The following is a 23751-nucleotide window of genomic DNA, read 5'->3' on the forward strand; positions in this document are numbered from 1 at the left end:
TGCCCCCGGCTGCACTGGGGCCACCCTTTTTGGGCAGTTTGTCGTTGGGGGGTGGGGGGCCCGGCGGACTTGCCCGCGGCCGGCCGCTCCCCTGGCCAGGGGAGCGGCGGGCCGGGCGGGGTCAGGAGGCGGGGGTCTCCGCGTCGGCGCCCGCCGCGGTCTCCCGGGCCTGCTCGATCCGGAAGGCCTCGTTGCCCAGACCGATGCGGGCGTGCACCTCGGGACGCGTGGCGCGCAGGATGGCGCCGTACGCCAGGCCGCCGACGACGGCGGCGCCGATGATGCTGGGCAGGATCCAGGAGACGGCGGATCCGTCGCCGGCGACCAGGACGTCGAAGTCCCTGACGGCGTAGACGGCGATGACGACCAGCGCGATGCCCGCGAGCGCGGAGGCGGCGATCCGCGGCGCCTGGGTGCGCAGGGCCCCGCGCCGTACGAAGTAGCCGATGACGGCGAAGGAGGCGGTCGCCAGCAGCACGATGACGCCCAGGGCGCCGACGTTGCCGAACCAGGTGAAGAGCTTGAGGACGGGCGCGGTCGGGTCGTGGTCGACGGCCGCGCTGCTGTCGGTGACGGCGAAGGCGACCACGAAGGCGAGGGACACGACCGTCTGCAGCAGCGAGCCGTAGGCGGGGGCGCCGCTGGTGGGGTTGGTGCGGCCGAAGGCGGAGGGCAGCAGGCCCTCGCGGCCCATGGCGAAGGCGTAGCGGGCGACGACGTTGTGGAAGCTGAGCAGACAGGCGAACATGCCGGTCACGTACAGGACGTGCAGGACGTCGGTGAACGCGGCACCGATGATCGACTCGCTGAGGCCGAAGAGCAGTCCGGGACCCTGCTTCTGGGACTCCTCCACGATCTGGGACGGGCCCGTCGCGACGCTCAGCGCCCAGGAGCTGATGGCGAAGAAGACGGCGACGAAGGTGACGGCGAGGAAGGTCACCCGGGCGACCACGACCTGCGGGCGGCTGGTCTCCTCGGCGTAGACGGGCGACTGCTCGAAGCCGACGAAGCTGGCGATGCAGAAGCACAGGGCGGTGCCCAGCCCCGCGCCGCTGAGCGTGCTCGGGTCGAAGGCGTGCAGCGACAGGCCCTCCTTGGAGGGGCTGCCGACGGCGGCGACGTCGAAGATGACGACGAGGGCGACCTCGATCAGCAGCAGGACGCCGAGGACCTTGGCGTTGAGGTCGATCTTGAGCCAGCCGAGCGCGCCGACGAGGAGCACACCGGCGACGGCGGGGATCCACCAGGCGATCGTGGTGTCGAGGTAGGTCGCGAACAGCCCGGAGATCTCGAAGCCGAACAGGCCGAAGACGGCGAACTGCATGGCGCTGTACGACACCAGCGCGACGAGCGACGCCCCGGCGCCGGCGGTACCGCCGAGTCCGCGCGCGATGTAGGCGTAGAAGGCGCCCGCGTTGTGGACGTGGCGGCTCATCTCGGCGTATCCGACGCTGAAGAGGATGAGCACGACGCCGAGGATCACGAACAGCAGCGGCTGCCCGACGATGCCCATGACGCCGTATGTGGTGGGCATGACGCCCGCGACCACCATCAGCGGCGCGCTGGCGGCGACCACGGACAGGAGCAGGCCGGGCATGCCGAGGCGGTCGGCCCGCAGGGCTCTCTCCTCGCCCTTGAATGTGCTGATCGCGGTGTTGCCCGTCAGCATGGCGGTTCCTTCCTGGGAGGGGTTGGGGGTGTGCTGGTGCGTCATGCGGTGCGGGCCCTACGGGGAGCCGGGGCCGAGCACGGCCTCCCGCGCGGCGCGGAAGGCCTTCTTGGGGTCGCGGTCCGGATAGGCCCACGGGATGCGGGTGGCGTGTCCGCCGATCCGGTTGAACAGGGCCGCGGCCTCGGCGGTACGGCCCTGCAGGAACAGGGCGTGGACGAGGAAGTTGAGGTCGAGGTGGAGCCGCGGGTGCTCGGCGCCCTCCCACTCCAGCCACCAGTCGAAGCCGCGCTTGAGGGCCTGCTTGGCCCGCCAGCCGCGCCAGTGCCCGGAGGCCACCGGGTCGGCGGGCAGGGCCCCGGCGGTGGCGAGGACGCGGTACAGCTCGGCGTGGGCCACCACGGGCAGGACGGCCAGCGGAGACCCGGTGGGCGCGTCGCTCGCGGCCCAGTCGGCGAATTCGTACACCTCGTGGAAGGGGCCGCTCTCGGACGCCGCCTGGGGGCGTTCGGCGAGGCAGGCGGCCATCAGGTGGTGGCCGTGGTGGTGGCCGCGGTGCCGGCCGCGGACCTGGTCGAAGGCGCGCATCTGCTCGTCGTCGGTGCCGGTGTGGCGGGCGAGGATCAGCAGGCAGAGCCACGGGGTGGGATCGGCCGGGGTGAGCGCGGCGGCGGCCAGACAGGCCTCGCGGGCCCGTTCGGGCTTCTCCTTGCCGGCGACGGCGCGAAAGACCGTGGCACAGGCCAATAGGGCGGCGGCGTCGGGGCTGTCGGGTTCGGCGATCTGCCATTCGCGTGCCCAGGTGGCGCTGGCGCCGCCCTCGCCTAGGACGACCAGGCGGTGGCCGCGGCGGTCCCAGTCGTCGCCGGTCTCGGCGAGCAGGCTGCGGGCGGCGGTCCAGCGTCCCTGCGCGAGCGCGGCGCGGGCACCGGCCAGCGGCTCGTCGTCCAGGGCAGGGTCGAACCTCAGGTCGTCCCGCGAACGGGAGAAACCGAACGGGGGTGGAGGAGTCATCCTCGGGGTGCCTCCACGGCGCGCACGTGATGTCCGGCCCGGGTCGGGGCTTCCCGTTCGGCGTCCGGTGATCAGTTGATCACACAAAGCCAACCGGTATGAACAGGTCCACTTCAAGTCCGGGCCTGTTGTCTCGATGTAGTCCCGCACACGCGTCCGAGTGTCGCCGGGGTGCCGCTGAGCGGTCGCCGGGACACGGATCGGGACGGATCGCCGCGATCGCCTGCGCGGCGCCGTCCGGGCCTGGTATTCGAACGTACGAGTATCAGACGAAGGAGCAATGCCGTGGCGGACGACACCGCGCCGGCCCCGTCCCATCCCCTGGCGTCCGTCAGGCGCAGCCACGGCTGGAGCTACCAGGACCTCGCCCGGGTCGTCGCCGACAACGCCCGCGCTCTCGGCGTGCCGATGGCGGCCCGGCGGGAGAAGGTGTGGCGCTGGGAGCACTGGGGTGTGGTGCCCGAGAGGGACAGCCAGCGCGCCCTGGCCCGGGCGCTGGGCGTGCCGCTGCGGGAGGTCGACGCCCGCCCGTGGCCCGGCTGGTTACCGTCGTTCGACGGCATCCCCGACGGGCTGCCGTGGACGCGGGCGGGTGGTCTCGACGCGCTGGACGCCCTGCTGGACGGCGGCGGCCGCGACCCCCGGGGCCTCCCCGTGCTGGAGGGACCGGAGTTCCGGGACGCCGTCGCCGACTGGGCCGCGGTGGCGGACGGTCCGGGGAACGGGACACCTCCGGCCGAAGCCGCGGCCGGCCGGAGCGGATCGGCCGCCGACGAGGAGACCGCCGCCTGGCTGGAGCGCGGCGTGCTCGGTCTGCGCAGGCTGGACGACCGGCTCGGCGGCGCGGCCGTACGGCACCGGGTCGAGGCCGATCTGCGGATCGCCCTGGACCTGTTGCGCCGGGGGCCCTACCGGGGCGGGCTCGACGCCCGGCTGCTGCGGGTCGCCGCCGGGCTCGCCCAACTGGGTGGCTGGGCGGCCACGGACTGCGGGCGGCACGGGGCGGCCCAGCGGCACTACCTCACCGGGCTGCGGCTGGCGCACAGCGCGGAGGACCACCCGCAGACGGCCAATCTGTGGGCCGGGCTGAGCCTGCAGGCGGTGTTCGGGGGCCGGCACGACGACGCCCTCGCCGCCGCCCGCGCCGCGGAGTCGGCGGCGGCCGGCACCACCTCCCGCACCCGGGCCATGCTCGCCACCCGCCGGGCCCGGGCGCACGCCGGGCTCGGCGAGGACACGGCGTGCCGGCGGGCCCTGGAGGAGGCGGGGCGGCTGCTGGACACCGCGCCCGGCGACGACGACCCGTCGTGGATCTACTGGTTCGACGAGGCGGAACTGTGCGCGCAGAGCGGGATCGCGCTGCTGGACCTCGGCCGTGCGGAGGAGTCGGCCCCGCTGCTGGAGAAGGCACTCGCGATGCAGGACCCCCTCTACCGGCGCGACCGTACCCTCTACACCGCCCGCGCCGCCCTCGCCCGGGCCCGTACCGGCGACCTCGACGCGGCCCGCGCCCTGACCGAGGCCGCCGTCGACCTCGCCCGCGACTGCGGGTCGCCCCGGGTCGCGATCGCCGTCGAGCAGGCCAGGACAACGCTGCCGCCGTCCCGTTGACGATCCGGCCGCGCCGGATCGTCAACGCGGTCAGCGGCCCGCCGTCCGCTCGCGCCGCCGATGGCCGCGCGGACCGGGCACCCGGCGGCCGCAGTTGGCGCCCCGGGGCGCCGTGGGTGGCAACGGTCGACGAGCTCCCGGAAGACCCCCCGACGAGGGGCAGTTCGGGCGCACGGGCCGGCCTCGCCGGGGCCGCCCGCCCGGCACGACGGTCGCTGCCGCCGCCGGACCGGGGCGCCGCGCGCCTCAGAGGCCGCCGCGCGCCAGGAGCGGCGCGGTGCGCCGGAGGCGGTCTGGTGCGGGGCCGTGCCGTGGGCTAGGTTGCCGCGCCATGACGCCGATGGGGACGATGAGACGGGTGTGGACGGCCGTGCTGTGCGGGGCGGCGGTCGCCGCGCTGACGGCGGCGCCGGCGCGCGCGGCGGGTGAACGGCCCGGCCCGCGCTGGGAGCTGAAGGAGACCGGCAGCACGGCCCGGTTCCGCGGGCTGGCGGCGGTGAGCAGGAACACGGCCTGGGTGGCCGGTTCCGCGGGCACGGTGCTCCGCACCGTGGACGGCGGGCGCCACTGGGCGGACGTGTCACCGCCCGGCGCGGCCGACCTGCAGTTCCGCGACATCGAGGCGTTCGACGCGCGACGCGCGGTGGTGCTGGCGATCGGCGAGGGCGAGGCTTCCCGCGTCTTCCGCACCCAGGACGGCGGCGCGACCTGGACGGAGACCTTCCGCAACACCGACCCCCGGGCCTTCTACGACTGCGTCACCTTCTTCGACGACCGCAACGGCCTCGCCGTCAGCGACCCGGTCGACGGCAGGTACCGGATCCTGTCCACCGGCGACGGCGGCCGCAGTTGGCACGTGCTGCCCTCCGGCGGCATGCCGCCCGCGCTCGCGGGCGAGGCGTCCTTCGCGGCGAGCGGGCAGTGCCTGGTGAGCCGGGGACCACGGGACGTGTGGCTGGCGACGGGCGGGGCGGCGGCGGCCCGCGTCCTGCACTCCCGCGACCGCGGGCTGACCTGGACCGTGGCGACGTCCACGCTGCCCGCGGGCGATCCCGCCAAGGGGGTGTTCGCGCTGGCCTTCCGCGACCCCCGGCACGGCATCGCCGTGGGCGGGGACTACCGCCCGGACCAGGCCTCCCCCGACGCCGCCGCGGTGTCCCGCGACGGCGGCGCGACCTGGACCGGCTCCGGGCGTCCGCCGGCCGCCTACCGTTCGGGAGTGACCTGGCTGCCGTACTCCTCGCGCGCGGCGATCGCGGTGGGTCCGACCGGCAGCAACCTGACCCTGGACGGCGGCAGGACGTGGCGGGCCTTCGACAGCGGGTCGTACGACACCGTCGACTGCGCCCCGGACCTCGGCTGCTGGGCCGCCGGGGAGCAGGGCCGCGTCGCCCGCCTGGGAATCGGCTTCGCCGCGGGGGCCTCGGGCTCGTAACCTGCGTCCCGTGAACCGCAGACGGCAGAAGAAGCTGAGCCGGGCCCTCGTCATCGCGGCGGCGTTCGGCGACCTGCCGGCCGCCGGAGAACTGCTGGGGCGCGGTGCCTCCCCGGAGCTCCCCGACCCGGGCGGCACGACACCGCTGTACGCCGCGTCGGTCAACGGCGCGGTGAGCGTCGCGGCCCTGCTGCTGGCGGCGGGGGCGCGGCCGGACACCGAGAGCGGCCACGGCGACGAGGGCACGCCGCTGTGCGCGGCCGCCTGCTGGGGCGATGTCGAGACCGTACGTCAGCTCCTGGCCCACGGGGCCGACCCCGGGCTGCGCGAGGACCACGGCACCGGGTACACCCCGCTCGAATGGGCCGCGCGCGGCCCGCATCCGGAGACGGCCGCGGTGCTGCGCGCCGCGGGTGCGCGGCCGGACCCGGCCCCGCAGTGAGACGCGCCGGTACGGAACCCGCTCCACGGGTCACGTACCGGCGCGTCACCGAACCCTGAGGCTACGCGACCGGGCGGCCGCGTCCCCGCCCCCGGGTCAGGCTGTAACCGGCCACGCCCGCGAGCGCGCCCAGCACGCCCCCGGCGGCGGTCCAGATCCAGCGGTCGGACCACCAGCCGCCGCCCCAGCCGTCCTCGGGCTGGGCGAGACCGGCGGGCACCGGCGAGGGGCTCGCGCCTGCCTCGTCGTCCGTCGCGTCGTCGGACCCCTCCGTGGCGGTGGCGGACGGCACGGCGTTCGGGTCGAGGGTGGCGCCGGCCTTGGCGACGGGGGTGAGCGGGGCGGCGAGTTCGCCGTCGACGGCCTTGGAGCCGCCCGCGTCCGTCGAGGTGGTGCCGACCTGCGCCTGCACCGGCAGGCCGAGGTCCTGGTCCGGGAGCCGGACCACGGTCAGCCGGATGTAGTACGCGCCCGGGAGCGGGTCGTTGGCCCATGCCTCGGACCACGCGCGGACGGTGCGGAGCCGGCAGCTCAGCTCCACCTGGGTGTCCTCGGCGGACGCCGTCCTGGTCGGCTTGCCCGAGGCGCATGCCTGCCGGCGGCGCAGGCCGTCGTAGACGTCGAGCTGCCAGGTCTGGGCACCGTGCCGGGTCCCGGCCTCGGGCAGGGTGACGGTGGCGGAGACGGTGGGGACCTCGCCCGCCGCGGCGGGGAACACCCAGTACAGGTAGTCGCCGGTGGAGGCGTCGGCCGGCACGGTCCGCACGCCCGGCCGGAGGTTCCCCGCGGTGCGGAAGCCGGTGCCGGGCTGGACCGTCTCCTCCGTGGTCCCCGTGGCGCTCGCGCTCGCACTGGGCGTGGCGTCGTCGGCGGCTGCGGTGCCCGCGCCCGCGGCGAACAGGGCCGCGCCGCCGAGCAGTACGGCGGCCGCCTTGCGCGTCCTTCGAGTGGTACGCATCAGTTGGTCCTCCAGACGGCGACGCGCCAGCGCGAGATCCAGCCCCACAGCACACCGGCGATCAGGCCGGTGACGACCAGCAGGGCCAGCAGCCACCAGCCGCGGCCCAGGCCGAAGGAGGCGACATCGGACGGCTCGTCGGGCGAGGAGACCAGGTCGACGCTGAGTTCGAGGGGCAGGCCCGGGGTGCGCTTCACGGCGTCCGGGGCGGAGAAGGAGTTGCTGACCTCGATGCACACGGTACGGGCGGTCGCGGCGTCGGCGTCGTCGCGCTCGGGCCAGGCGTAGCGCAGGCCGGCGGAGAGGACGTCGGTGCGTCCGCTGCCCGCGTCGGAGCCGCGGACGAGTTCGCGGCCGCCGCTGGTGACGGCCCGTACGAGCACGCCGTAGTCGAGGTTGACGGCGCGGTCGGCGCCGACGCTGACGGAGGCGCGCAGCTCCTGGCCGTCGGTGACGCTCACCCGGTACCAGCGGTGCTCGGCGAACTCCTCGCGGTCGGTGTAGATCCCGGCGCCGAGCAGCGGGGCGTCGGCGCAGTGGGCGGCACCCTCGGTGGCGGTGGGGGTCACGACCACGTTGTCGGCGGAGCGGTCGACGAGTTGCTTGATGCGGTCGGAGAGCTGGTTGGCGTGGTCGACGGCGGTGTAGGTGCCGCCGGTGGCCTCGGCGATGCAGCTGAGCTGCCGGCGGATCTTGGTGTCGGGCACCAGGCCGAGGGTGTCGACGACCAGGTGGGTGCCCTCGGCGGCGAGTTCGCGGGCGACCTCGCAGGGATCGAGCGGCTGGCAGGTGTCCTCGCCGTCGGTGATCAGGACGATGCGGCGGGTGCCGTCACCGCCCGCGAGGTCCTTGCCCGCGGCCTGCAGGGCCGGGCCGATCGGCGTCCATCCGGTGGGGGCGAGGGTGGCGACCGCGGTCTTGGCCTCCGTGCGGTCGACGGTGCCGACCGGGTAGAGGGCCTCGGTGTCCTTGCAGCCGACCGCCTTGTCCTTGCCGGGGTAGTTGGCGCCGAGGGTGCGTATGCCGAGCCGGACCTCGTCCGGTACGGCGTCGATCACCTCGTTGAAGGCCTGCTTGGCCGCCGACATGCGGGACCTGCCGTCGATGTCGTTGGCCCGCATCGAGCCGCTGACGTCCAGGACGAGCTCGACCTTCGGGGCCTCGCGCGCGGTCTCGGGCCCGTCGTCCGCGGCTGCCGGCGCCGCGGCCGGGAAGAGCGCGGTGGCGAGCGTGGCCGCGAGGCCGCACAGCCCCGCCGCCAGCCGTTTGCTTATGATCATTGGCGGATCCTATGGAAGATCCGCCGCCGCCCCCAACTCGGCCCAGACCACTGTTCCCCTGCCGTCCTCGGAGCGGACCACGCCCCAGGCCCGGGAGATCGCTCTGACCAGCAGAAGGCCGCGGCCGCCCTCCTCGTTGGGGCCCGCCACCCGCGCCTGATGGACCATCAGCCCCGGCCCCTGCTCGGCCACCTCCACATGGACGCGACCACTGTCGACCCGGAGCGAGCAGGCGATCTTCTCGCTGTCCGAGTACCGCGGGGCGTTGGTGAACAGCTCGGTCACCACCGGCGCGGCGTCGTCGCGGACCTCCTCGGCGATCCCCCATTCACAAAGTCGCGCCCCGATGCGCCGCCGCGCGTCGGCGACCGCGGCGCCCTGCGCGATCAGCAGGAACGCGTCGTGGGAGGATGCCACTCCGTTGCGATGCGCGTCGCCCGGAACACCTGGCAAGGCGCGATCTGCAATGTGCAAAGCGCCGGCGACATACTTTGCCACGCCCTGACGTCATGACAAACTACGCCCGGGATCAGCGGTGTTGGAGGAGATGGACCGTGACTGAAGCGCGGGCGGCAAGCGCTCCCACCGTGCTGCGGGTGGTACTCGGCAAACGCCTCCAGGATCTCCGGGAGAGGGCCGGGTTCTCCTATGAGCAGGCGGCCCACGCCCTCGACGTCACCCACGCCACCGTCCGCCGCATCGAGAAGGCCGAGGTCGGCCTCCGCATCCCCTACGTGGAGAAGCTGCTCCTCACCTACGGGGTCACCGAGCCCACCGAGATCGCCGACTTCCTGGACTTGGCCCGCGAGGCCAACCGCCCGGGCTGGTGGCACCGCTTCCGCGACGTGCTCCCAGAGTGGTTCAGCGCCTTCGTCAGCCTGGAGGGCGCGGCGGAGCTGATCCGCGCGTACGAGCCGCACTACGTCCCGGGGCTGCTGCAGACCCCGCAGTACGCGGAGGCCGTGCTGCGCGCGGGCCGCCCGCACGCCACGCAGGAGGAGGTCGAGCGCGGGGTCGCGCTGCGCATGGAGCGGCAGGCGCTGCTCACCCGCGAGAGCCCGCCGCTGCTGTGGGTCGTGATGGACGAGACGGTACTGCGCCGCCCCATCGGCGGTCCCGAGGTGATGCGCCGCCAGATCGACCGCCTGATCGAGGCCTGCGACATGCCCCAGGTACGGCTGCAGGTCATGCCCTTCGCCTCGGGACCGCATCCGGCGATGTACGGGCCGTTCCACATCTTCCGCTTCCCGCTGCCGGAGCTGCCGGACATCGCCTACGCGGAGAGCCTGATCGGCGCCGTCTACCTCGACGACCGCGATGACGTGTCGCAGTTCCGCGAGGCCCTGGACCGGATGAGCGCGCAGGCCCTGCCCGCGGGGCCCACCCGGGAGTTCCTGGAGGAGGCACGGGGCCGGCTGTGAGGCCCCGGGTGGACGGCGCAGGTCAGCGGGGTGACCGGGCCGGTGCTCCGGCGGACGTCGGAGCGGGCCCGCCCGCCGGCGGCCCACGGCGCGGTGGCGACGGTGTGTGCCCGCCGGCGATCGGGAAACGCCTGCCCGCGCGGCCGCGGAGGCCGCCACCCCGTACGGCCGGCCGCCGGCGGCTGCGCGACCGCGCCTTCAGCGGGGCATGGCGGCCAGCTTGGCCGCGAGGCTCTCGACGTGGTCCCGCCAGACGTCCAGCGCCCGGTCGGCGGGGACCTCCGGGATACCGGTCTGGGTGAGGATCAGCCGGGCGCCGTGCCCGGTGCCCTCGGTCAGTTCCCAGCGCACCGTCCCCTCGTGCCGTCCGTTGAGGTCCCACGGGTAGGCGAGCAGCTGGTTGGGCCGCAGTTCGCTCACCGGTCCCGCGGCGAAGTCGCCCACCAGGAAGCCGTGCGGCACCGGTCCGCCGACCTCGGGCGCGGCGACCCCGACGAGCAGGGTCTTCCACACCGTGGCTGCGGGCTGCGTCAGCTGCCGCTCGAAGCGGACCTTCCAGCCGACGGGCAACACCTCCGCGGCGCCCTGGTCGAGGCCGAACTCCTTGACGTACCGCTCGTGGGCCGCGTTCATGTCGCCCGGCGGCGGGACGGGCTCGCCCGCCAGCTCGGGGTCGATACCGGCGACGCAGGCGTCCCAGCCGGCGGCGAAGCTGGCGGCGCCGGGGCGGTCGGCGAAGGTGTGCGTCAGGGTCAGCACGGAGCCCAGGGACTCCGGCTCCAGCTCCCAGCGCAGCAGGTCCTCGCCCCAGGTGTAGGCGACGACGTGCGGCGGGTCCCACTCGGTGACCTCGCCGTCCATGGACCCGCCCTCCCCGTGCCGGAACAGGAACCGGACCTTGCCGCCCAGCCGCGGCTCCATCTCCACGTCGGAGGGGAACCACTTCGAGAGGTGTCCGGGCTCGGTCAGGGCCCGCCAAACCTTCTCCGGCGGGTGCGCGAGCCGCCGTTCCATCCGCAGCGCGGTCCGGCCGTCCGCGGTGGTCAGCGTCTCGCCGGTGTCCGTGGTCATGGCTCCTCCATCTCGTCGGGCATGGCGTCCAGATGCCGTTCCAGCGCGTCGAGGCCGGCGCCCCACAGCCTGCGGTACGGCGCGAGCCACGCGTCGACCTCGCGCAGGGGCTCGGGGCTCAGTTCGTACCAGCGCCGCTGCGCCTCGGCTCGGACCTGGACCAGGCCCGCCTCGCGCAGCACCCGCAGGTGCTTGGACGTACCGGGTTGGCTCAGGCCGAGGTGCTCGGTGAGCTCTCCGACGAGGCGGGGGCGCTCCAGCAGCAGATCGAGGATCCGCCGCCGCGTCGGCTCGGCCAGCACGTCGAAGGGTATGGACACGTCTTCCAACATACTCCTGAGGCTATATACCCGCAACGGCATGTTGGGGCCGGTGCCCGCCTCACCCCGCCGCGCGCCCCGGCGTACGCCTCTTCGCGCGCCCTGGTGCGTGTCCGGACGGTGCGTCAGACTGTGCGGCGTGACGATCACCACCGCCGAGGCGGACAAGATCCTGGCCGACAATTTCGCGCCCTGGGTGCTGGATCTGGGACTCTGCGTGGAGGAGACCGGCGAGCGGCACGCCGTTCTGCGGCTGCCGTGGTCGGACCGCCTGGCCCGGGAGGGCGGCGCGATGTCGGGCCAGGCGCTGATGGCCGCCGCCGACACGGCGACCGTGATCGCGGTGTCCGCGGCGCGCGGCGGCTACGGGCCGATGACGACCGTCCAGCAGTCCTCGACCTTCCAGCGGGCGGTCCTCGGCACCGACGTACTGGTCACCGCGCGCGTCACCAAGCTCGGGCGGCGACTGGGGTTCATCGACATCGAACTCACCCCCGAGGGCGACGGGGAGCCCGCGGCCCACGCCACCACGGTCTACGCCTTCCCCGGCTGAGGGCCCCGGCGGCCGCACACACCGCCGATGAACCGCCTTTCACCGATTTTTTCCCGTATCGAGTCACCTTCTCCATTGTGCGCGGCGTGGTGGTGCGACAACCCGAGACGCCCGGGCAACTATTGAGCTCCCGTCAGGTAATCGGATTTCGGCTGGAGTGACGGTGACTCGACGACCCCGCCCGGTGCGCCTGGCGATCTCGGTGGTACTGGCGTGGAGCGCGCTGCTCGGCGGCGCGAGCGGGGCGGCCGCGGCGGTCGCCGGGGACGGGCTGCGCTACGGCGCGAGCACCAGGCTCGCGTCCGGCGTCGACTACCGGACGTTCACCTACCGGGGAGCCCACGGCACCGCCCGCGGCCACCTGCTGACGGTGAACCTGCGCACGCCGGGCGTCCGGGTGGACCTGCTGCACCCCGGGGTCGTCGCCGGGCGCGGCACGGTCTCGGGGCTCGCCGACGCCTCCCGCGCGGTGGGCGGCATCAACGCCGACTTCTTCAACATGAGCGAGCTCCAGCACCCCGGCGTGCCCGCGACCAGCGCCCCGGTCGGCCCGGCGATCGCCGCGGGGCGGGCGTTGAAGTCGGCGGTGCCCGAGGGCCAGCGCTTCGGCCCCAGGCTGCCGCCGGGGACGTCCACCGAGGACGTCCTCGCCATCGGCTCCGACCACGTCGCCCGGCTGGACCGGCTCCGGCTGTCGGGCTCGGTCACCCTCGACGAGGGCACGCTGCCGCTGCGCGGGCTGAACCAGTACGCGCTCCCGGTGGGCAGCGTGGGGGCGTACACCTCGGACTGGGGCAGCGCCTCCCGGCTCCGCGCGGCGTGCGGCAACGACACCAAGCGGGCGGCGCCGTGCAGCGGCGACACCTATGAGGTGACCGTGCGCCAGGGCCGGGTCGTACGGACGAGCGAACGGCCCGGGCGGGGCGCGATCCCGTCCGGCACGGTCGTGCTCGTCGGCCGGGAGGCGGGCGCGGAGGCACTGCGCCTGCTCGACCCCGGCGACCCGGTGGACGTGCGGCAGCGACTGGTCGCCGCCGCGTACGGCGGCAGGTACCGCTTCGCGGTCGGGGGCTACCCGATCCTGCGCGACGGCTTCCCGCTGGCCGGGCTGGAGAACGGCGTCGCGGCGACCCGCACCTCCGCGGGCTTCGGCGACGGCGGGCACACGCTGTACCTGATGGCGCTGGACGGCAGGGCCGAGTCCGGTGCCGGGCTCACGGTCCGCGAGCTGGCCTCGCTGATGTCCGGGATCGGTGCCGACGCGGCCGTCAACCTCGACGGCGGCGGCTCCTCCACCCTCGTCACCCGCGCCCCCGGCGCGCCCCGCGTCAAGGTCCGCAACCACCCCGCGGGCGGCACGGAACGCCTCGTCGCCAACGGCATCGGCGTCTTCACCGCCGGCGGCTGACGGCCCCGGCGCGGTCCGCGGACGCACCGCCCGCGGCCGGATCCCGACGGGTCCGGCGTTCCGCAGCACGTCGTCGCAGGCCGTGAAGACGCCGGCCGCCACCGAGAACACGGACGCGGAACCCGCGCATCCGCACGATCGGTCCGCCCCGGAGCGTGACTCAGCCGCCCAGGCCCGGCGCACCCCAGAGGGGGAACCAGCGGCTGAGGTCCTCCTCCAGGCGGAGGTCGTTGCCGAGCAGGGCCTTGGTCTGGAGTTCGAGGGGGTTGTCCCGCTTCTCGCCCGGGAGCGGTGCGAACGGGTAGAACGAGCCGCGCTTGTAGAGGTAGACCAGCGCCAGGGAGCGCCCCGCGGCGTCGCGGAAGGCGACGAGGGAGCAGAGCAGCTGCGGGCCGAAGCCGTGGCTCTCCAGCGCCGAGTTGACCGCGTGCAGATCACCGACGAGGGTCGGCAGGTCGCCGGCGGGGCGGCGGACGACCAGCCACGTGTAGCCGTAGGCGTCGCGGACGGACTCGACCGGGACGGCGCCCGCGCCGGTGTCCATGTCGAGGAGCGCCCGCACGTCCTGCTGGACCTCGGCGAAGGCGCCGCCCTCCACGGCGGCGAAGCACACGGAGCCCACCCCGGTGGGCCGGAAGCCGGCCACGGCCTCCAGGGTCACGGCCGCCGACGGGAGCCCGAACAGCTGGTCGAGGTCGGGCTTGACGGGCTTGCTGCGGCCGAGCAGCGCGTCCAGGAGACCCATCAGCGCCGCCCCAGCTCGACGGAGATCCGGCCGAGCTGCGCCAGTCGCTGCTCCAGGGTGGGGTGCGTGGACAGCAGCTGGGCCAGGCTCTGGCCGCCGGCGAAGGCGGGGACGAAGTAGAAGGCGTTGAACGGCTCGGCCTTGCGCAGGTCCTCCGTGGGGATACGGGCCATCTGGCCGGTGACCTTGGTCAGCGCCGAGGCCAGCACGGAGGGCCGTCCGGTGAGCAGTGCGGCCGAGCGGTCGGCGGACAGCTCGCGGTAGCGGGAGAGCATCCGGGTCAGCAGGAAGCTGACGCAGTAGACGAGGGCGCTGACCAGCGGGATGAGGATGACGACGATGGCGGTGCCGGGGTCGCGGCTGTTGCGGCCGAGACCGCCCCACAGCCCGATGCGGGTGACCACTCCGGCGAGGACGCCCAGGAAGGAGGCGATCGTCATGACGGCCACGTCCCGGTGCGCGACGTGCGAGAGTTCGTGGGCGATGACGCCCTCGAGCTCCTCGGGCTCCAGCCTGCGCAGCAGGCCGGTGGTGGCGCACACCAGGGCCGCCTTCTCGTTGCGTCCGGTGGCGAAGGCGTTGGGGACGTCGCTGTCGGCGATGGCGACGCGGGGTTTGGGCATGTCGGCCAGGGCGCAGATCCGGTCGACGACGCCGTGCAGTTCGGGGGCCTGCTCGGGCGTGACCTCGCGGGCGCCCATGCTGAAGGCGGCGATCCGGTCGCTGAACCAGAACTGGGCGATGAACAGCCCGCCCGCGACGATCAGAATCAGTGGCCAGGCGCCGCGCAGCAGGGCCAGCAGGACGCCCACGAACACGACGTAGAGCAGCCCGATCATGAACATGGTGACCACCATGCGGGTGGTCAGCCCCCGGTCGGGGGCGAAGCGGGTCCTGTCCATGGCCCCTCCCGTTCCTCCGGGCCGCCGGCCGCGGCTTCGTGCTCCGCTGTCGATTGTGCCTCCGCAAAGGCGCGAACGGCAGCGGAGCGCGAACACTCGACGGCCCGGAAGGATCAGCCTGCCGGGTCGAGCGTGAGCTTGCCGTAAGTACGCCGGGCCCGCAGGTCCTCGTGGGCGCGGACGACCTCGGACAGCGGATACCTGCCGCCCTCCTGGGGCCGCAGCCGGCCGTCGGCGGTCATCGCCAGCAGCTCGGCCATCGGCTCGCGGTACATGCCGGGGCGGCCCAGGCAGTGCATCAGCCAGAAGCCGACGACCGCGCGGGAGCGGCCCATGAGCTGCGCGGCCTGGACGGGGGTCGGGGGGACACGGGAGGCGAGTCCGTAGGTCACCAGGCGGCCGAAGGGGGCGAGCGCGGCCAGCGAGGCGTCGAAGACCGGGCCGCCGGTCATCTCCAGCACGATGTCGACCTTCTTGCCGCCGTTGGCCTCGACGAGCCGCTCCTTGAGTCCCGCAGCGTCCGTGGAGTCCGCCTCGACCGCGACGTCGGCGCCGAGCTCCAGCGCGAGGTCGCGCTTCTCCTTGGTGGAGGCGGTGGCGATGACCCGTCCCGCGCCGAAGTCCTTGGCGAGCTGAACGGCCAGCGAGCCGGTGCCGCCCGCGGCGGCGTGCACGACCACGGACTCTCCCTCGGCCATACGGGCGGAGGTGCGCAGCAGGTGCCAGGCGGTCAGGCCCTGGACGACCAGGGCGAGCGCCTGGCCGTCGGTGACGCCCTCGGGGACGTCGTGGGCGAGGTATTTCTCGACGACGGCCTTCTCGGCGTAGCCGCCGTTGTCGGTGAGGGCGACCACGCGGCGGCCGTCGGCGGTGCGGCCGACCACCTCGGCGCCGGGGACGAGGGGGAGGGTGGCCTTGGAGAGGTAGGAGTTCTCCACCATGTGCGTGTCGGCGTAGTTGACGCCCGCCGAGGAGACCTCGACCAGCAGCTGTCCCGGCCCCGGCACGGGGTCGGGCAGCTCCACGTGCCGCAGCACCTCCGGCCCGCCGAAATCGGTGATCTGGATCGCGCGCACCGCGACTCCCTCCGCATACGTACGTACGTCATGTCGTCCGGGGTCACGATATCCCGGAACACCGACCAGTCGGTATGTGACTTTCCCCGGAGCACCGGAAGAATGGGGGCACCCGAGCACCGCACGTCCTCCGCCCCTCGTCCGCCACCGCAGGGAGAGCCCATGCTCAGGCGCACAAAGCTGTTCGGCCGCAAGACCCGGATCACCTTCGCCCTCCCCGTCGACCATCCGCCGGGCACCGTGAGCGTGGTCGGCGACTTCAACGAATGGGAGCCCGGCCGGCACACCCTCGTCCCCCGCCGCGACGGCACCCGCACGGTGTCGGTGATCCTCCCGGCGGGTGTGCACCGCTTCCGCTACCTGGCCACCGACGCCGTGTGGTTCGACGACGAGTCGGCCGACCGCGTGGACGGCCAGGGCAGCCACCTGGAGCTGTAGTCCCGGCGCGCGCCCGGTCGCGCCCGGTGCCACGGGACGGCCGGACGCACCGCCGAATGAGCGGTACCGGTCGCCGCCCCGTATGGTCGTGCGTAAGTACGGCCGGGGCTGCGCCGGGGAGCGCCTCACGGCAGCGCGGGCGACCGCGGCGACCGGAAGGGCGAAAGAACCATGTGGCGGCGCCTCCCAGTGCGTCAGATCGTCGGTGTGGCACCGCTGTTCCTGGTGGCCCTGATCGTCCTGCGGCAGTGGCCGATGGTGGACGCGGGGACCGACCGGCTGGGGTCCGCGGACGGCGAGTGGCTGCTGGCGGCCGGGGCCGCGACGCTGCTCGCCTGGGTGTGCTCGGCGACCGCCCAGCAGGGCGCGGTGCTCGAACAACTCCCCGCGGGACGCCTGCTGGCCGCCCAGTTCGCCGCCTCGGCGGCCAATCACATCCTCCCGGCGGGCGTCGGCGGCAACGCCGTCAACCTGCGCTTCCTGCTGCGCTGCGGCCTCTCCCCCAGCCGCTCGGCGGCCGCGCTCGCGGTGCGGGCGCTCGCGGCCTGCGTGGTGCGGATCGGACTGCTGGCGGTCCTGCTGCTGGCCTTCCCGCACGCGCTCGACATGAGCCGCGTCGTGCCCCCGCGGGCCGACCGGACCCTCGCCCTGCTGGCCGGGGCGGCGCTCTGCCTCGTCCTGGTGGTCCTGCTGTCGATACGCCACATCCGTCGTGTGGTGCGGTCGTTCCTCGGCACGGTGGCCACCGACGTACGCGCGGTGCACGGCCGCTCCGCGCGCGCCGCGGCCCTGTGGACGGGCTCCCTGGCCTTCCCCGTGATGCACGCCGCGGTGCTCGTCGCGGTCGTACGGTCGCTGCACGCGCCGGTGCCGGCCGCGCACGTGGCCGTTGCGTACCTCGCGGGCAGCGCGGCGGCAGCCCTGCTGCCGACGCCGGGCGGACTGGGTTCGCTGGACGTCGCGCTGGTCCTGGCGCTGGTCACGGCGGGGGCGACCGGAGTGGCGGCGACCTCCGCGGTGCTGGCGTACCGCATCGTCACCGTATGGCTGCCCTTGCTCCCCGGTGTGCTGGTGCTCGCGGCGCTGGTCCGGCGGCGGGTGCTGTGAACCGTCCGGGGAAGGAAGTCCAGTGCGCGTCCTGATCGGCATCATCGGGGCGCTGATCGTCGCCGGGACCTTCTCGTCGGTGCTGCGCACGCTGGTGATCCCGCGGCCGACCCGGTCGAGTTTCACGCGGGCGGTGCATTGGACGATCCACTTGCCGTTCCAGTTCGTCGCGGACCGCTGCCGCACGCCCGAGGCCAAGGACCGCGTGCTCGCGCCGGCGCCGGCCGTGTCCATCCTCTTCAACCTGATCGGCTGGCTGGTCGCCTTCTGGACGGGCTACGCCATGCTGCAGGCCGCGGTCAGCGACCTGGACGCGCTCGACGCGCTCAGGGAGGCGGGCTCGTCGCTCTTCACACTGGGCTTCGCCAGCAGCCGCCACGTGGACCTCACGGTCATCGACTTCTGCGCCGCCGCGACCGGGCCGATCACCATCGGCCTCCAGATCGGCTATCTGCCGACCCTGTACGCCGCGTACTCCCGCCGCGAGGCCGAGGTGACGCTGCTGCAGGCACGGGCGGGCAGCCCGCCCTGGGGGCCGGAGGTGCTGGCCCGCTACGCCCAGATCGGGCTGACCAACAGCCTCCCGGAGCTGTTCCGCAACTGGGAGCGGTGGGCGGCCGAGGTCAGCGAGAGCCACACCAGCTACACGGTGCTCAGCCGCTTCCGCTCCCCGCAGTCCAACCGCAACTGGCTGGTCGCCCTGCTCGCCGTCATGGACGCCGCCTCCATGCAGCTCGCCCTCAACCCCGGCCGCCCGCAGGCCGAGGCGCGGCTCGCCCTGCGGGCCGGCTTCGTCTGCCTGCGCGACATCGCCGAGATCTGGCGGATCCCGTACGAGTCCGACCCCTCCCCGGACGCGCCCATCAAGCTGCCGTACGAGGAGTTCGCCGCGGCTGTCGCCCACGCCGCGGCCAACGGCTACCCCCTGGAGCGCACCCCCGAGGAGGCGTGGCCGCACTTCCGCGGCTGGCGGGTCAACTACGAGGACCTGGCCTACCGCTTCGCCTACCTCTTCGACGCGGTCCCCGCCCCCTGGTCCGGCCCCCGCCGTACCCAGGAGGAGACCCTCACCCCGGTCACCCCGGTCGACCGCAGACCCGCCGCCCGGGGATAGCGCGGGCGCGTTCGACGCGGTGGCTACGCCGCCGGAACCGGCTGGGGCGGGACCGGCCCGACGTAGCGGGCGGCGGGGCGGATGATCTTGCTGTCCTGGGCCTGTTCGAGGATGTTGGCGCACCAGCCGACGACGCGGGCGCAGGCGAAGGTGGGGGTGAACATCGCACGCGGCAGGCCGCACAGCTCCATGACGACGCCCGCGTAGAACTCGACGTTGGTGTGGAGTTCGCGGCCCGGCTTGAGCTCGGCGAGGATCGCCTCGACGCGGGCCTCGACCTGGACGGCGAAGTCGACGAGCGGGCCGCCGAAGGAGCGGGCGATCTCCTTGAGCATCCGGGACCGGGGGTCCTCGGTGCGGTAGACGGGGTGGCCGAAGCCCATGATGCGGTCGCCCGCGAGGACGCGTTCGCGGATCCACGGGTCGATGCGGTCCGGGGTGCCGATGGCGTCCAGGGTGTCCAGGGCCCGGCTGGGGGCGCCGCCGTGGAGCGGGCCGGACAGCGCGCCGACGGCGCCGGTGAGGCAGGCGGCCAGGTCGGCACCGGTGGAGGCGATGACCCGGGCGGTGAAGGTGGACGCGTTGAAGCCGTGGTCGACGGTGGCGACGAGGTAGCGCTCGACGGCCCGGGCGCGCTCCGGGTCGGGCTCCTCACCGGTGAGCATGTACAGGTAGTTGGCCGCGTAAGGGAGGTCGTCGCGCGGCTCGACCGGCTCCAGGCCCTGGCCGAGCCGGTACAGGGCGGTCAGCAGCGTGGGCACTGCGGCGCTCGCCGCGAGGGCGTCGGACAGCCTCCGCCCCGGGTCGACGTCGTACAGCGGGCGGAACCCCTCGGCCGCGCCCAGCAGGGACAGGGCGGAGCGCAGCCCGGCGAGGGGGCCGCTGAGCGCCCCGGAGCGGGCGATGGCGGGCAGCGCCTCCTTTATGCCGCCCGGCAGGCGGCGCAGCGGCGCCACGCGCTCGGCGAAGGCGGCGCGCCCGGCGGCGTCCGGCAGCGCGCCGAGCAGCATCAGGTGCCAGACGTCCTCGAAGGTGCGGCCGCGCGCGAGGTCGACGGCCGAGTACTGGCGGTAGTGGTAGAAGCCCTCGGCCCCGCGGACGTCGCCGAGCGACGTCTCGGTGACGACGACGCCCTTCAGGCCGCGGGGTACGTCGGGGATGACAGGCATGACGGTCACGGTGTGGTCCTCCGGTCCTGCTTCGATGACTCGACCTTGACCAGACCATCCACCATTGATTCAATCCACGTCAACATTGATTGAATCAATGTGTGATGGGATGGAGTCATGACGACGGAGGAACGGCTGAGCACCCGCGAGGCGGCGGAGCGGCTCGGGGTCAAGCCGGAGACGGTCTACGCGTACGTCAGCCGCGGCGTGCTGCGCAGCCGACGCGCCGCGGGCGGGCGGGGCAGCACCTTCGACCCCGAGGAGGTCGACGCCCTGGCCCGCCGCACCCGGCGCCCGGCGCAGCAGCCGGCCGAGGAGGACGGCATCGGCGCGGTGCGCACCGCGATCACCCTCATCGACCGGGACCGCTACTACTTCCGCGGCGTCGACGCGACGGCCCTGGCCGGGCGGTACGGCTACGAGGAGGCGGCGGAGTGGCTGTGGACCGGAGTACTGCGCCGCGGTGTCCGCTTCACCTCGCCGCCCCAGGTCCTGGCGGCCGCCCGGCGGGCCGTGGAGGCGCTGCCCGGGCACAGCGGCCCGATGGACCGGCTGCGGGCGATCGCCGTCGCCGCGGCCGCGGCGGACCCGCTGCGCTTCGACCTCTCCCCCGAGGCCGTGCTCGGCGCCGCCCGCGGCCTCATCCCGACGCTGGTGGACGGCCTGCCGGCGGCCGGGACGCCGCACCGGGGCGACGGGCGGCTGGCGGGGCGGCTGTGGTCACGGCTGACCGGCCGCGCGGCCGACGAGGCGTCACTGCGGGTGCTGGACGCGGCACTCGTCCTGCTCATCGACCACGACCTGGCCGCCTCGACGCTCGCCGTGCGCGTCGCGGCCTCCGCCCGCGCCCATCCGTACGCGGTGGTCTCGGCCGGTCTCGGCGCCCTCGACGGCCCGCTGCACGGCGCCGCGAGCGGACTCGCGCACCGCATGCTGGCCGAGGTGCTCGACCGCGGCAGCGCGGCGGCCGTCGTCGCCGACCACCTGCGCGCGGGCCGCCGCGTCCCCGGTCTCGGCCACCGCCTCTACGCGGCCGAGGACCCGCGCGCTGTGGCGCTGTTCCGGCTGCTCGAGGACGTCCCGTACGCCGCGCGGGCCCTGGCCGCCGCGCGCGAGGTGGCCGACACGACGGCCCGTCACACCCCGCTCCACGCCAACGTCGACCTCGCCCTCGCCGTACTCTCCGTCTCCGCGGGCATGGTCCCGGAGGCCGGTGAGACGGTCTTCTCCGTCGCCCGGACGGCGGGCTGGATCGCCCACGCCCTGGAGGAGTACGAGGAGCGGCCCCTGCGCATGCGCCCGAGCGGGCACTACGTGGGGCCGCCCCCACCGCAGCCGGTGCCCTAGACGGTCTCTCCGGGGGAGGGTGCGGGACGACGGCGCGGGATCGCTCAGGGCGCCTCCGGGAAGCGCACCTCGACCGAGAGCCCGTCGGCGGCCGCCGTGACGCGTTCCACCGCCGCCGCGCGGGCCGCGGCGCGGACGTCGTCCTCGGCCAGGGCGAAGAGGTCCAGCGCCGGGTGCGGGCCGGTGACGACGAGCCGGCCGACGTCGGCCCGCATCGAGAGCCGGGCCTCGGACTTGGCCTTGCGGACCGCGGCGATGGCGTCGCGGGCGGCGTCCAGGACGCGAGGGTCGCCGTCGACCGCGAGGGCGTCGAGCGCCCCCGGGTCGGGCCAGGGGGCCCGGTGGACGGAGCCGTCCTGCCACCACGACCAGACCTCCTCGGTGGCGAACGGCAGGAAGGGCGCGAAGAGCCGCAGCTGGACGGAGAGCGCGGTGGCGAGCGTGGCGAGGGCCGAGGTGTCGCCGTCGTACGCGCGGCTCTTGACCAGCTCGACGTAGTCGTCGCAGAAGTCCCAGAAGAAGGACTCCGCGCGTTCCAGGGCGCGGGCGTGGTCGAAGTCCTCCAGGGCGTCCGTCGCGGCGCGGACGGTCGCCGCGAGTCCGGCCAGGAGGGCGCGGTCCAGTGGCGCGGTGACATCCGGGTTGCCGCCGTCCGCGGTCGCGGTCGCGGTCGCGGTCGCGCCGGAGGTGAGCACGAAACGGCTGACGTTGAGGATCTTGATGGCGAGACGGCGGCCGATCTTCATCTGCCCGGTGTCGAATGCGGTGTCCGTGCCGGGCCGGGCACTGGCCGCCCAGTAGCGGACGGCGTCGGAGCCGTACTGCTCCAGCAGATCGCCCGGGGTGACGGCCCTCCCCCGCGACTTGGACATCTTCTTGCGGTCCGGGTCGAGGATCCAGCCGGAGATGGCCGCGTGCCGCCACGGCAGGACGCCGTGCTCGCTGTGGGCGCGGACGACGGTGCCGAAGAGCCAGGTGCGGATGATCTCGTGGGCCTGCGGGCGCAGGTCCATCGGGAAGACCTTGGCGAACAGTTCGGCGTCCGTGCCCCAGCCGGCGGCGATCTGCGGGGTGAGCGACGAGGTCGCCCAGGTGTCCATGACGTCAGGGTCGCCGATGAACCCGCCGGGCTCGCCGCGCTGTTCCTCGCGGTAGCCGTCGGGGACGTCGCTTCCGGGGTCGACGGGCAGCGCCGACGCGTCGGGGAGCAGCGGCTTGTCGTGGACGGGCTCGCCGGCGTCGTCGAGCGGGTACCAGACCGGCACGGGGACGCCGAAGTACCGCTGCCTGCTGATCGGCCAGTCGCCGTTGAGGCCTTCGACCCAGCTCTCGTACCGGACCCTCATGTGCTCGGGGTGCCAGCGCAGTTCGCGGCCCCGCTCCAGCAGCCGGGCGCGCAGGGCCTCGTCGCGGCCGCCGTTGCGCAGGTACCACTGGCGGGTGGTGACGATCTCCAGCGGCCGGTCGCCCTTCTCGTAGAACTTGACGGCGTGGACGACCGGTTCGGGCACGCCCTCCAGGTCGCCGCTCTCGCGCACCATCGCCACCAGGCGCTCGCGGCCGGTGTGCGCGGTGGCGCCGGCCAGCCGGTCGTACGCCTCGCGGGCCGCCGCCGTCTCCAGGGCGGCGGGCGGCGCGGGCAGGAAGCGCCCGTCGCGGCCGAGGACCGGGCGCGTGGGCAGCCGCAGTTCCCGCCACCAGGTGACGTCGGTGGTGTCGCCGAAGGTGCAGATCATCGCGATGCCGGTGCCCTTGTCCGGGTCGGCCAGCCGGTGGGCGTGGACGGGGACGTCGACACCGAAGACCGGGGTCGTGACGGTCGTCCCGAACAGCTCCCGGTAGCGCGGGTCGTCGGGGTGCGCGACCAGGGCGACGCAGGCGGGGAGGAGTTCGGGGCGGGTGGTGGCGACGACGACCCGGCCGCCGTCCGGCCGGTGGAAGGCCAGCCGGTGGTAGGCGCCAGGCCGTTCGCGGTCCTCCAGCTCCGCCTGGGCGACGGCGGTGCGGAAGGTGGTGTCCCACAGGGTGGGGGCCTCGGCCGTGTACGCCTCGCCGCGGGCCAGATTGCGCAGGAAGGCGCGCTGGGAGGCGGCGCGCGACCGGGCGCCGACGGTCTGGTAGGTCAGCGTCCAGTCGACGGACAGGCCGAGTTGGCGCCACAGCTCCTCGAAGGCCTTCTCGTCCTCCGTGGTGAGGGCCTCGCACAGCTCGATGAAGTTCCGCCGCGAGATGGGCAGCTGCTGCTTGCCGGGGTGCTCGGGCGGGGTGAAGCCGGGGTCGTGGGGCAGGGCGGGGTCGCAGGTGACGCCGTGGAAGTTCTGGACCCGGCGCTCGGTGGGCAGGCCGTTGTCGTCCCAGCCCATGGGGTAGAAGACGGTCTGCCCGCGCATGCGCCGGTAGCGGGCGACGGTGTCGGTGTGGGTGTACGAGAAGACGTGGCCGATGTGGAGCGATCCGCTGGCCGTGGGCGGCGGGGTGTCGATGGAGAAGATCTCCTCGCGCGGCCGTGACCGGTCGAAGCGGTATACCCCCGACTCGTCCCAGCGCCGCGACCATTTCGCTTCGAGCCCGTCGAGGGAGGGCTTGCCGGGGACGTCGTGATGACGAGGCGGGAGGTTCATGCCGTCCCATGCTAGGCAGCGGGTCGCGTGGCGCCGAGCGATTTGTCCGC

Annotated in this window: 22 protein-coding genes; 10 read left to right on the forward strand and 12 right to left on the reverse strand. The window is 74.3% G+C overall.

Annotation, left to right across the window (positions count from 1 at the left end; all coding sequences use genetic code 11):
* Nucleotides 1-121 precede the first annotated feature (121 nt).
* A complete protein-coding gene (locus ACWDAS_RS11990; protein ID WP_450389223.1) occupies nt 122-1669 on the reverse strand; it encodes an APC family permease in 1548 nt (515 codons plus the stop codon).
* 57 nt (nt 1670-1726) lie between these two features.
* Nucleotides 1727-2683: a hypothetical protein gene (locus ACWDAS_RS11995; protein ID WP_450388865.1), complete on the reverse strand. Its 957-nt coding sequence runs from the start codon at nt 2681-2683 to the stop codon at nt 1727-1729.
* A 285-nt stretch (nt 2684-2968) separates the two neighbouring features.
* Between ACWDAS_RS11995 and ACWDAS_RS12000 the strand changes: the two genes are divergently transcribed.
* From ACWDAS_RS12000 to ACWDAS_RS12010, 3 genes are all read left to right on the forward strand, one after another.
* The gene (locus ACWDAS_RS12000; protein ID WP_450388867.1) at nt 2969-4294 is read left to right on the forward strand and encodes a hypothetical protein; all 1326 of its coding nucleotides are present in this window, start codon (nt 2969-2971) and stop codon (nt 4292-4294) included.
* Between the two features lie 331 nt (nt 4295-4625).
* The gene (locus ACWDAS_RS12005) at nt 4626-5729 is read left to right on the forward strand and encodes a WD40/YVTN/BNR-like repeat-containing protein (protein ID WP_450388869.1); all 1104 of its coding nucleotides are present in this window, start codon (nt 4626-4628) and stop codon (nt 5727-5729) included.
* A gap of 10 nt (nt 5730-5739) precedes the next feature.
* Complete coding sequence (locus ACWDAS_RS12010; protein ID WP_450388871.1) at nt 5740-6171, forward strand: ankyrin repeat domain-containing protein; 432 nt, start codon at nt 5740-5742, stop codon at nt 6169-6171.
* 61 nt (nt 6172-6232) lie between these two features.
* On the opposite strand, the gene ACWDAS_RS12015 is transcribed toward ACWDAS_RS12010, so the two are convergent.
* Genes ACWDAS_RS12015 through ACWDAS_RS12025 form a run of 3 tightly spaced genes read right to left on the reverse strand, consistent with a single transcriptional unit; the run spans nt 6233 to nt 8826 of the window.
* The gene (locus tag ACWDAS_RS12015; RefSeq protein ID WP_450388873.1) at nt 6233-7129 is read right to left on the reverse strand and encodes a hypothetical protein; all 897 of its coding nucleotides are present in this window, start codon (nt 7127-7129) and stop codon (nt 6233-6235) included.
* Entirely contained in the window at nt 7129-8409 is a 1281-nt protein-coding gene (locus ACWDAS_RS12020; protein ID WP_450388875.1) for a VWA domain-containing protein, read from the reverse strand. The genes ACWDAS_RS12015 and ACWDAS_RS12020 overlap by 1 nt, the downstream gene beginning before the upstream one ends.
* A 9-nt stretch (nt 8410-8418) precedes the next feature.
* Entirely contained in the window at nt 8419-8826 is a 408-nt protein-coding gene (locus ACWDAS_RS12025) for an ATP-binding protein (protein WP_450388877.1), read from the reverse strand.
* A gap of 92 nt (nt 8827-8918) precedes the next feature.
* Here ACWDAS_RS12025 and ACWDAS_RS12030 point away from each other — a divergent pair, with 92 nt between their 5' ends.
* Nucleotides 8919-9830: a helix-turn-helix domain-containing protein gene (locus ACWDAS_RS12030; protein WP_450388878.1), complete on the forward strand. Its 912-nt coding sequence runs from the start codon at nt 8919-8921 to the stop codon at nt 9828-9830.
* Nucleotides 9831-10028: 198 nt separating this feature from the next.
* Here ACWDAS_RS12030 and ACWDAS_RS12035 read toward each other — a convergent pair whose 3' ends face one another.
* Entirely contained in the window at nt 10029-10901 is an 873-nt protein-coding gene (locus tag ACWDAS_RS12035; protein ID WP_450388880.1) for an SRPBCC family protein, read from the reverse strand.
* The gene (locus ACWDAS_RS12040) at nt 10898-11221 is read right to left on the reverse strand and encodes an ArsR/SmtB family transcription factor (RefSeq protein ID WP_450389225.1); all 324 of its coding nucleotides are present in this window, start codon (nt 11219-11221) and stop codon (nt 10898-10900) included. Before ACWDAS_RS12040 ends, ACWDAS_RS12035 begins: the two co-directional genes overlap by 4 nt.
* A 139-nt stretch (nt 11222-11360) precedes the next feature.
* Here ACWDAS_RS12040 and ACWDAS_RS12045 point away from each other — a divergent pair, with 139 nt between their 5' ends.
* Nucleotides 11361-11774: a PaaI family thioesterase gene (locus ACWDAS_RS12045; protein WP_450388882.1), complete on the forward strand. Its 414-nt coding sequence runs from the start codon at nt 11361-11363 to the stop codon at nt 11772-11774.
* 163 nt (nt 11775-11937) lie between these two features.
* Complete coding sequence (locus ACWDAS_RS12050; RefSeq protein WP_450388883.1) at nt 11938-13182, forward strand: phosphodiester glycosidase family protein; 1245 nt, start codon at nt 11938-11940, stop codon at nt 13180-13182.
* A gap of 160 nt (nt 13183-13342) precedes the next feature.
* On the opposite strand, the gene pspAB is transcribed toward ACWDAS_RS12050, so the two are convergent.
* The 3 genes from pspAB to ACWDAS_RS12065 form a co-directional block, all read right to left on the reverse strand.
* Nucleotides 13343-13927: a PspA-associated protein PspAB gene (gene pspAB / locus ACWDAS_RS12055; protein ID WP_450388885.1), complete on the reverse strand. Its 585-nt coding sequence runs from the start codon at nt 13925-13927 to the stop codon at nt 13343-13345.
* The gene (gene htpX, locus ACWDAS_RS12060; RefSeq protein ID WP_450388887.1) at nt 13927-14829 is read right to left on the reverse strand and encodes a zinc metalloprotease HtpX; all 903 of its coding nucleotides are present in this window, start codon (nt 14827-14829) and stop codon (nt 13927-13929) included. Before htpX ends, pspAB begins: the two co-directional genes overlap by 1 nt.
* 113 nt (nt 14830-14942) lie before the next feature.
* Nucleotides 14943-15905 carry a quinone oxidoreductase family protein gene (locus ACWDAS_RS12065; RefSeq protein ID WP_450388889.1) on the reverse strand — a complete coding sequence of 321 codons (963 nt, stop codon included), beginning with the start codon at nt 15903-15905 and terminating at the stop codon, nt 14943-14945.
* Nucleotides 15906-16067: 162 nt separating this feature from the next.
* Between ACWDAS_RS12065 and ACWDAS_RS12070 the strand changes: the two genes are divergently transcribed.
* The 3 genes from ACWDAS_RS12070 to ACWDAS_RS12080 all read left to right on the forward strand — a co-directional run bounded on the left by ACWDAS_RS12070 (nt 16068) and on the right by ACWDAS_RS12080 (nt 18564).
* A complete protein-coding gene (locus ACWDAS_RS12070) occupies nt 16068-16343 on the forward strand; it encodes an isoamylase early set domain-containing protein (RefSeq protein WP_450388891.1) in 276 nt (91 codons plus the stop codon).
* Nucleotides 16344-16532: 189 nt separating this feature from the next.
* Nucleotides 16533-17450 carry a lysylphosphatidylglycerol synthase transmembrane domain-containing protein gene (locus ACWDAS_RS12075; RefSeq protein WP_450388893.1) on the forward strand — a complete coding sequence of 306 codons (918 nt, stop codon included), beginning with the start codon at nt 16533-16535 and terminating at the stop codon, nt 17448-17450.
* 22 nt (nt 17451-17472) lie between these two features.
* On the forward strand, nt 17473-18564 hold the full coding sequence (locus ACWDAS_RS12080; RefSeq protein ID WP_450388895.1) for a hypothetical protein: 1092 nt from the start codon (nt 17473-17475) through the stop codon (nt 18562-18564).
* Nucleotides 18565-18587: 23 nt separating this feature from the next.
* On the opposite strand, the gene ACWDAS_RS12085 is transcribed toward ACWDAS_RS12080, so the two are convergent.
* Nucleotides 18588-19733: a citrate synthase/methylcitrate synthase gene (locus tag ACWDAS_RS12085; protein WP_450389227.1), complete on the reverse strand. Its 1146-nt coding sequence runs from the start codon at nt 19731-19733 to the stop codon at nt 18588-18590.
* A 117-nt stretch (nt 19734-19850) separates the two neighbouring features.
* On the opposite strand from ACWDAS_RS12085, the gene ACWDAS_RS12090 reads away from it, so the two are divergent.
* Nucleotides 19851-21080 (forward strand): citrate synthase, encoded by a 1230-nt coding sequence (locus tag ACWDAS_RS12090; protein WP_450388896.1) that lies wholly within the window; start codon nt 19851-19853, stop codon nt 21078-21080.
* Nucleotides 21081-21124: 44 nt separating this feature from the next.
* On the opposite strand, the gene valS is transcribed toward ACWDAS_RS12090, so the two are convergent.
* The gene (valS, locus tag ACWDAS_RS12095) at nt 21125-23701 is read right to left on the reverse strand and encodes a valine--tRNA ligase (RefSeq protein WP_450388898.1); all 2577 of its coding nucleotides are present in this window, start codon (nt 23699-23701) and stop codon (nt 21125-21127) included.
* Between the last annotated feature and the right edge of the window lie 50 nt (nt 23702-23751).

The organism is Streptomyces sp. NPDC001070, assembly GCF_053598835.1.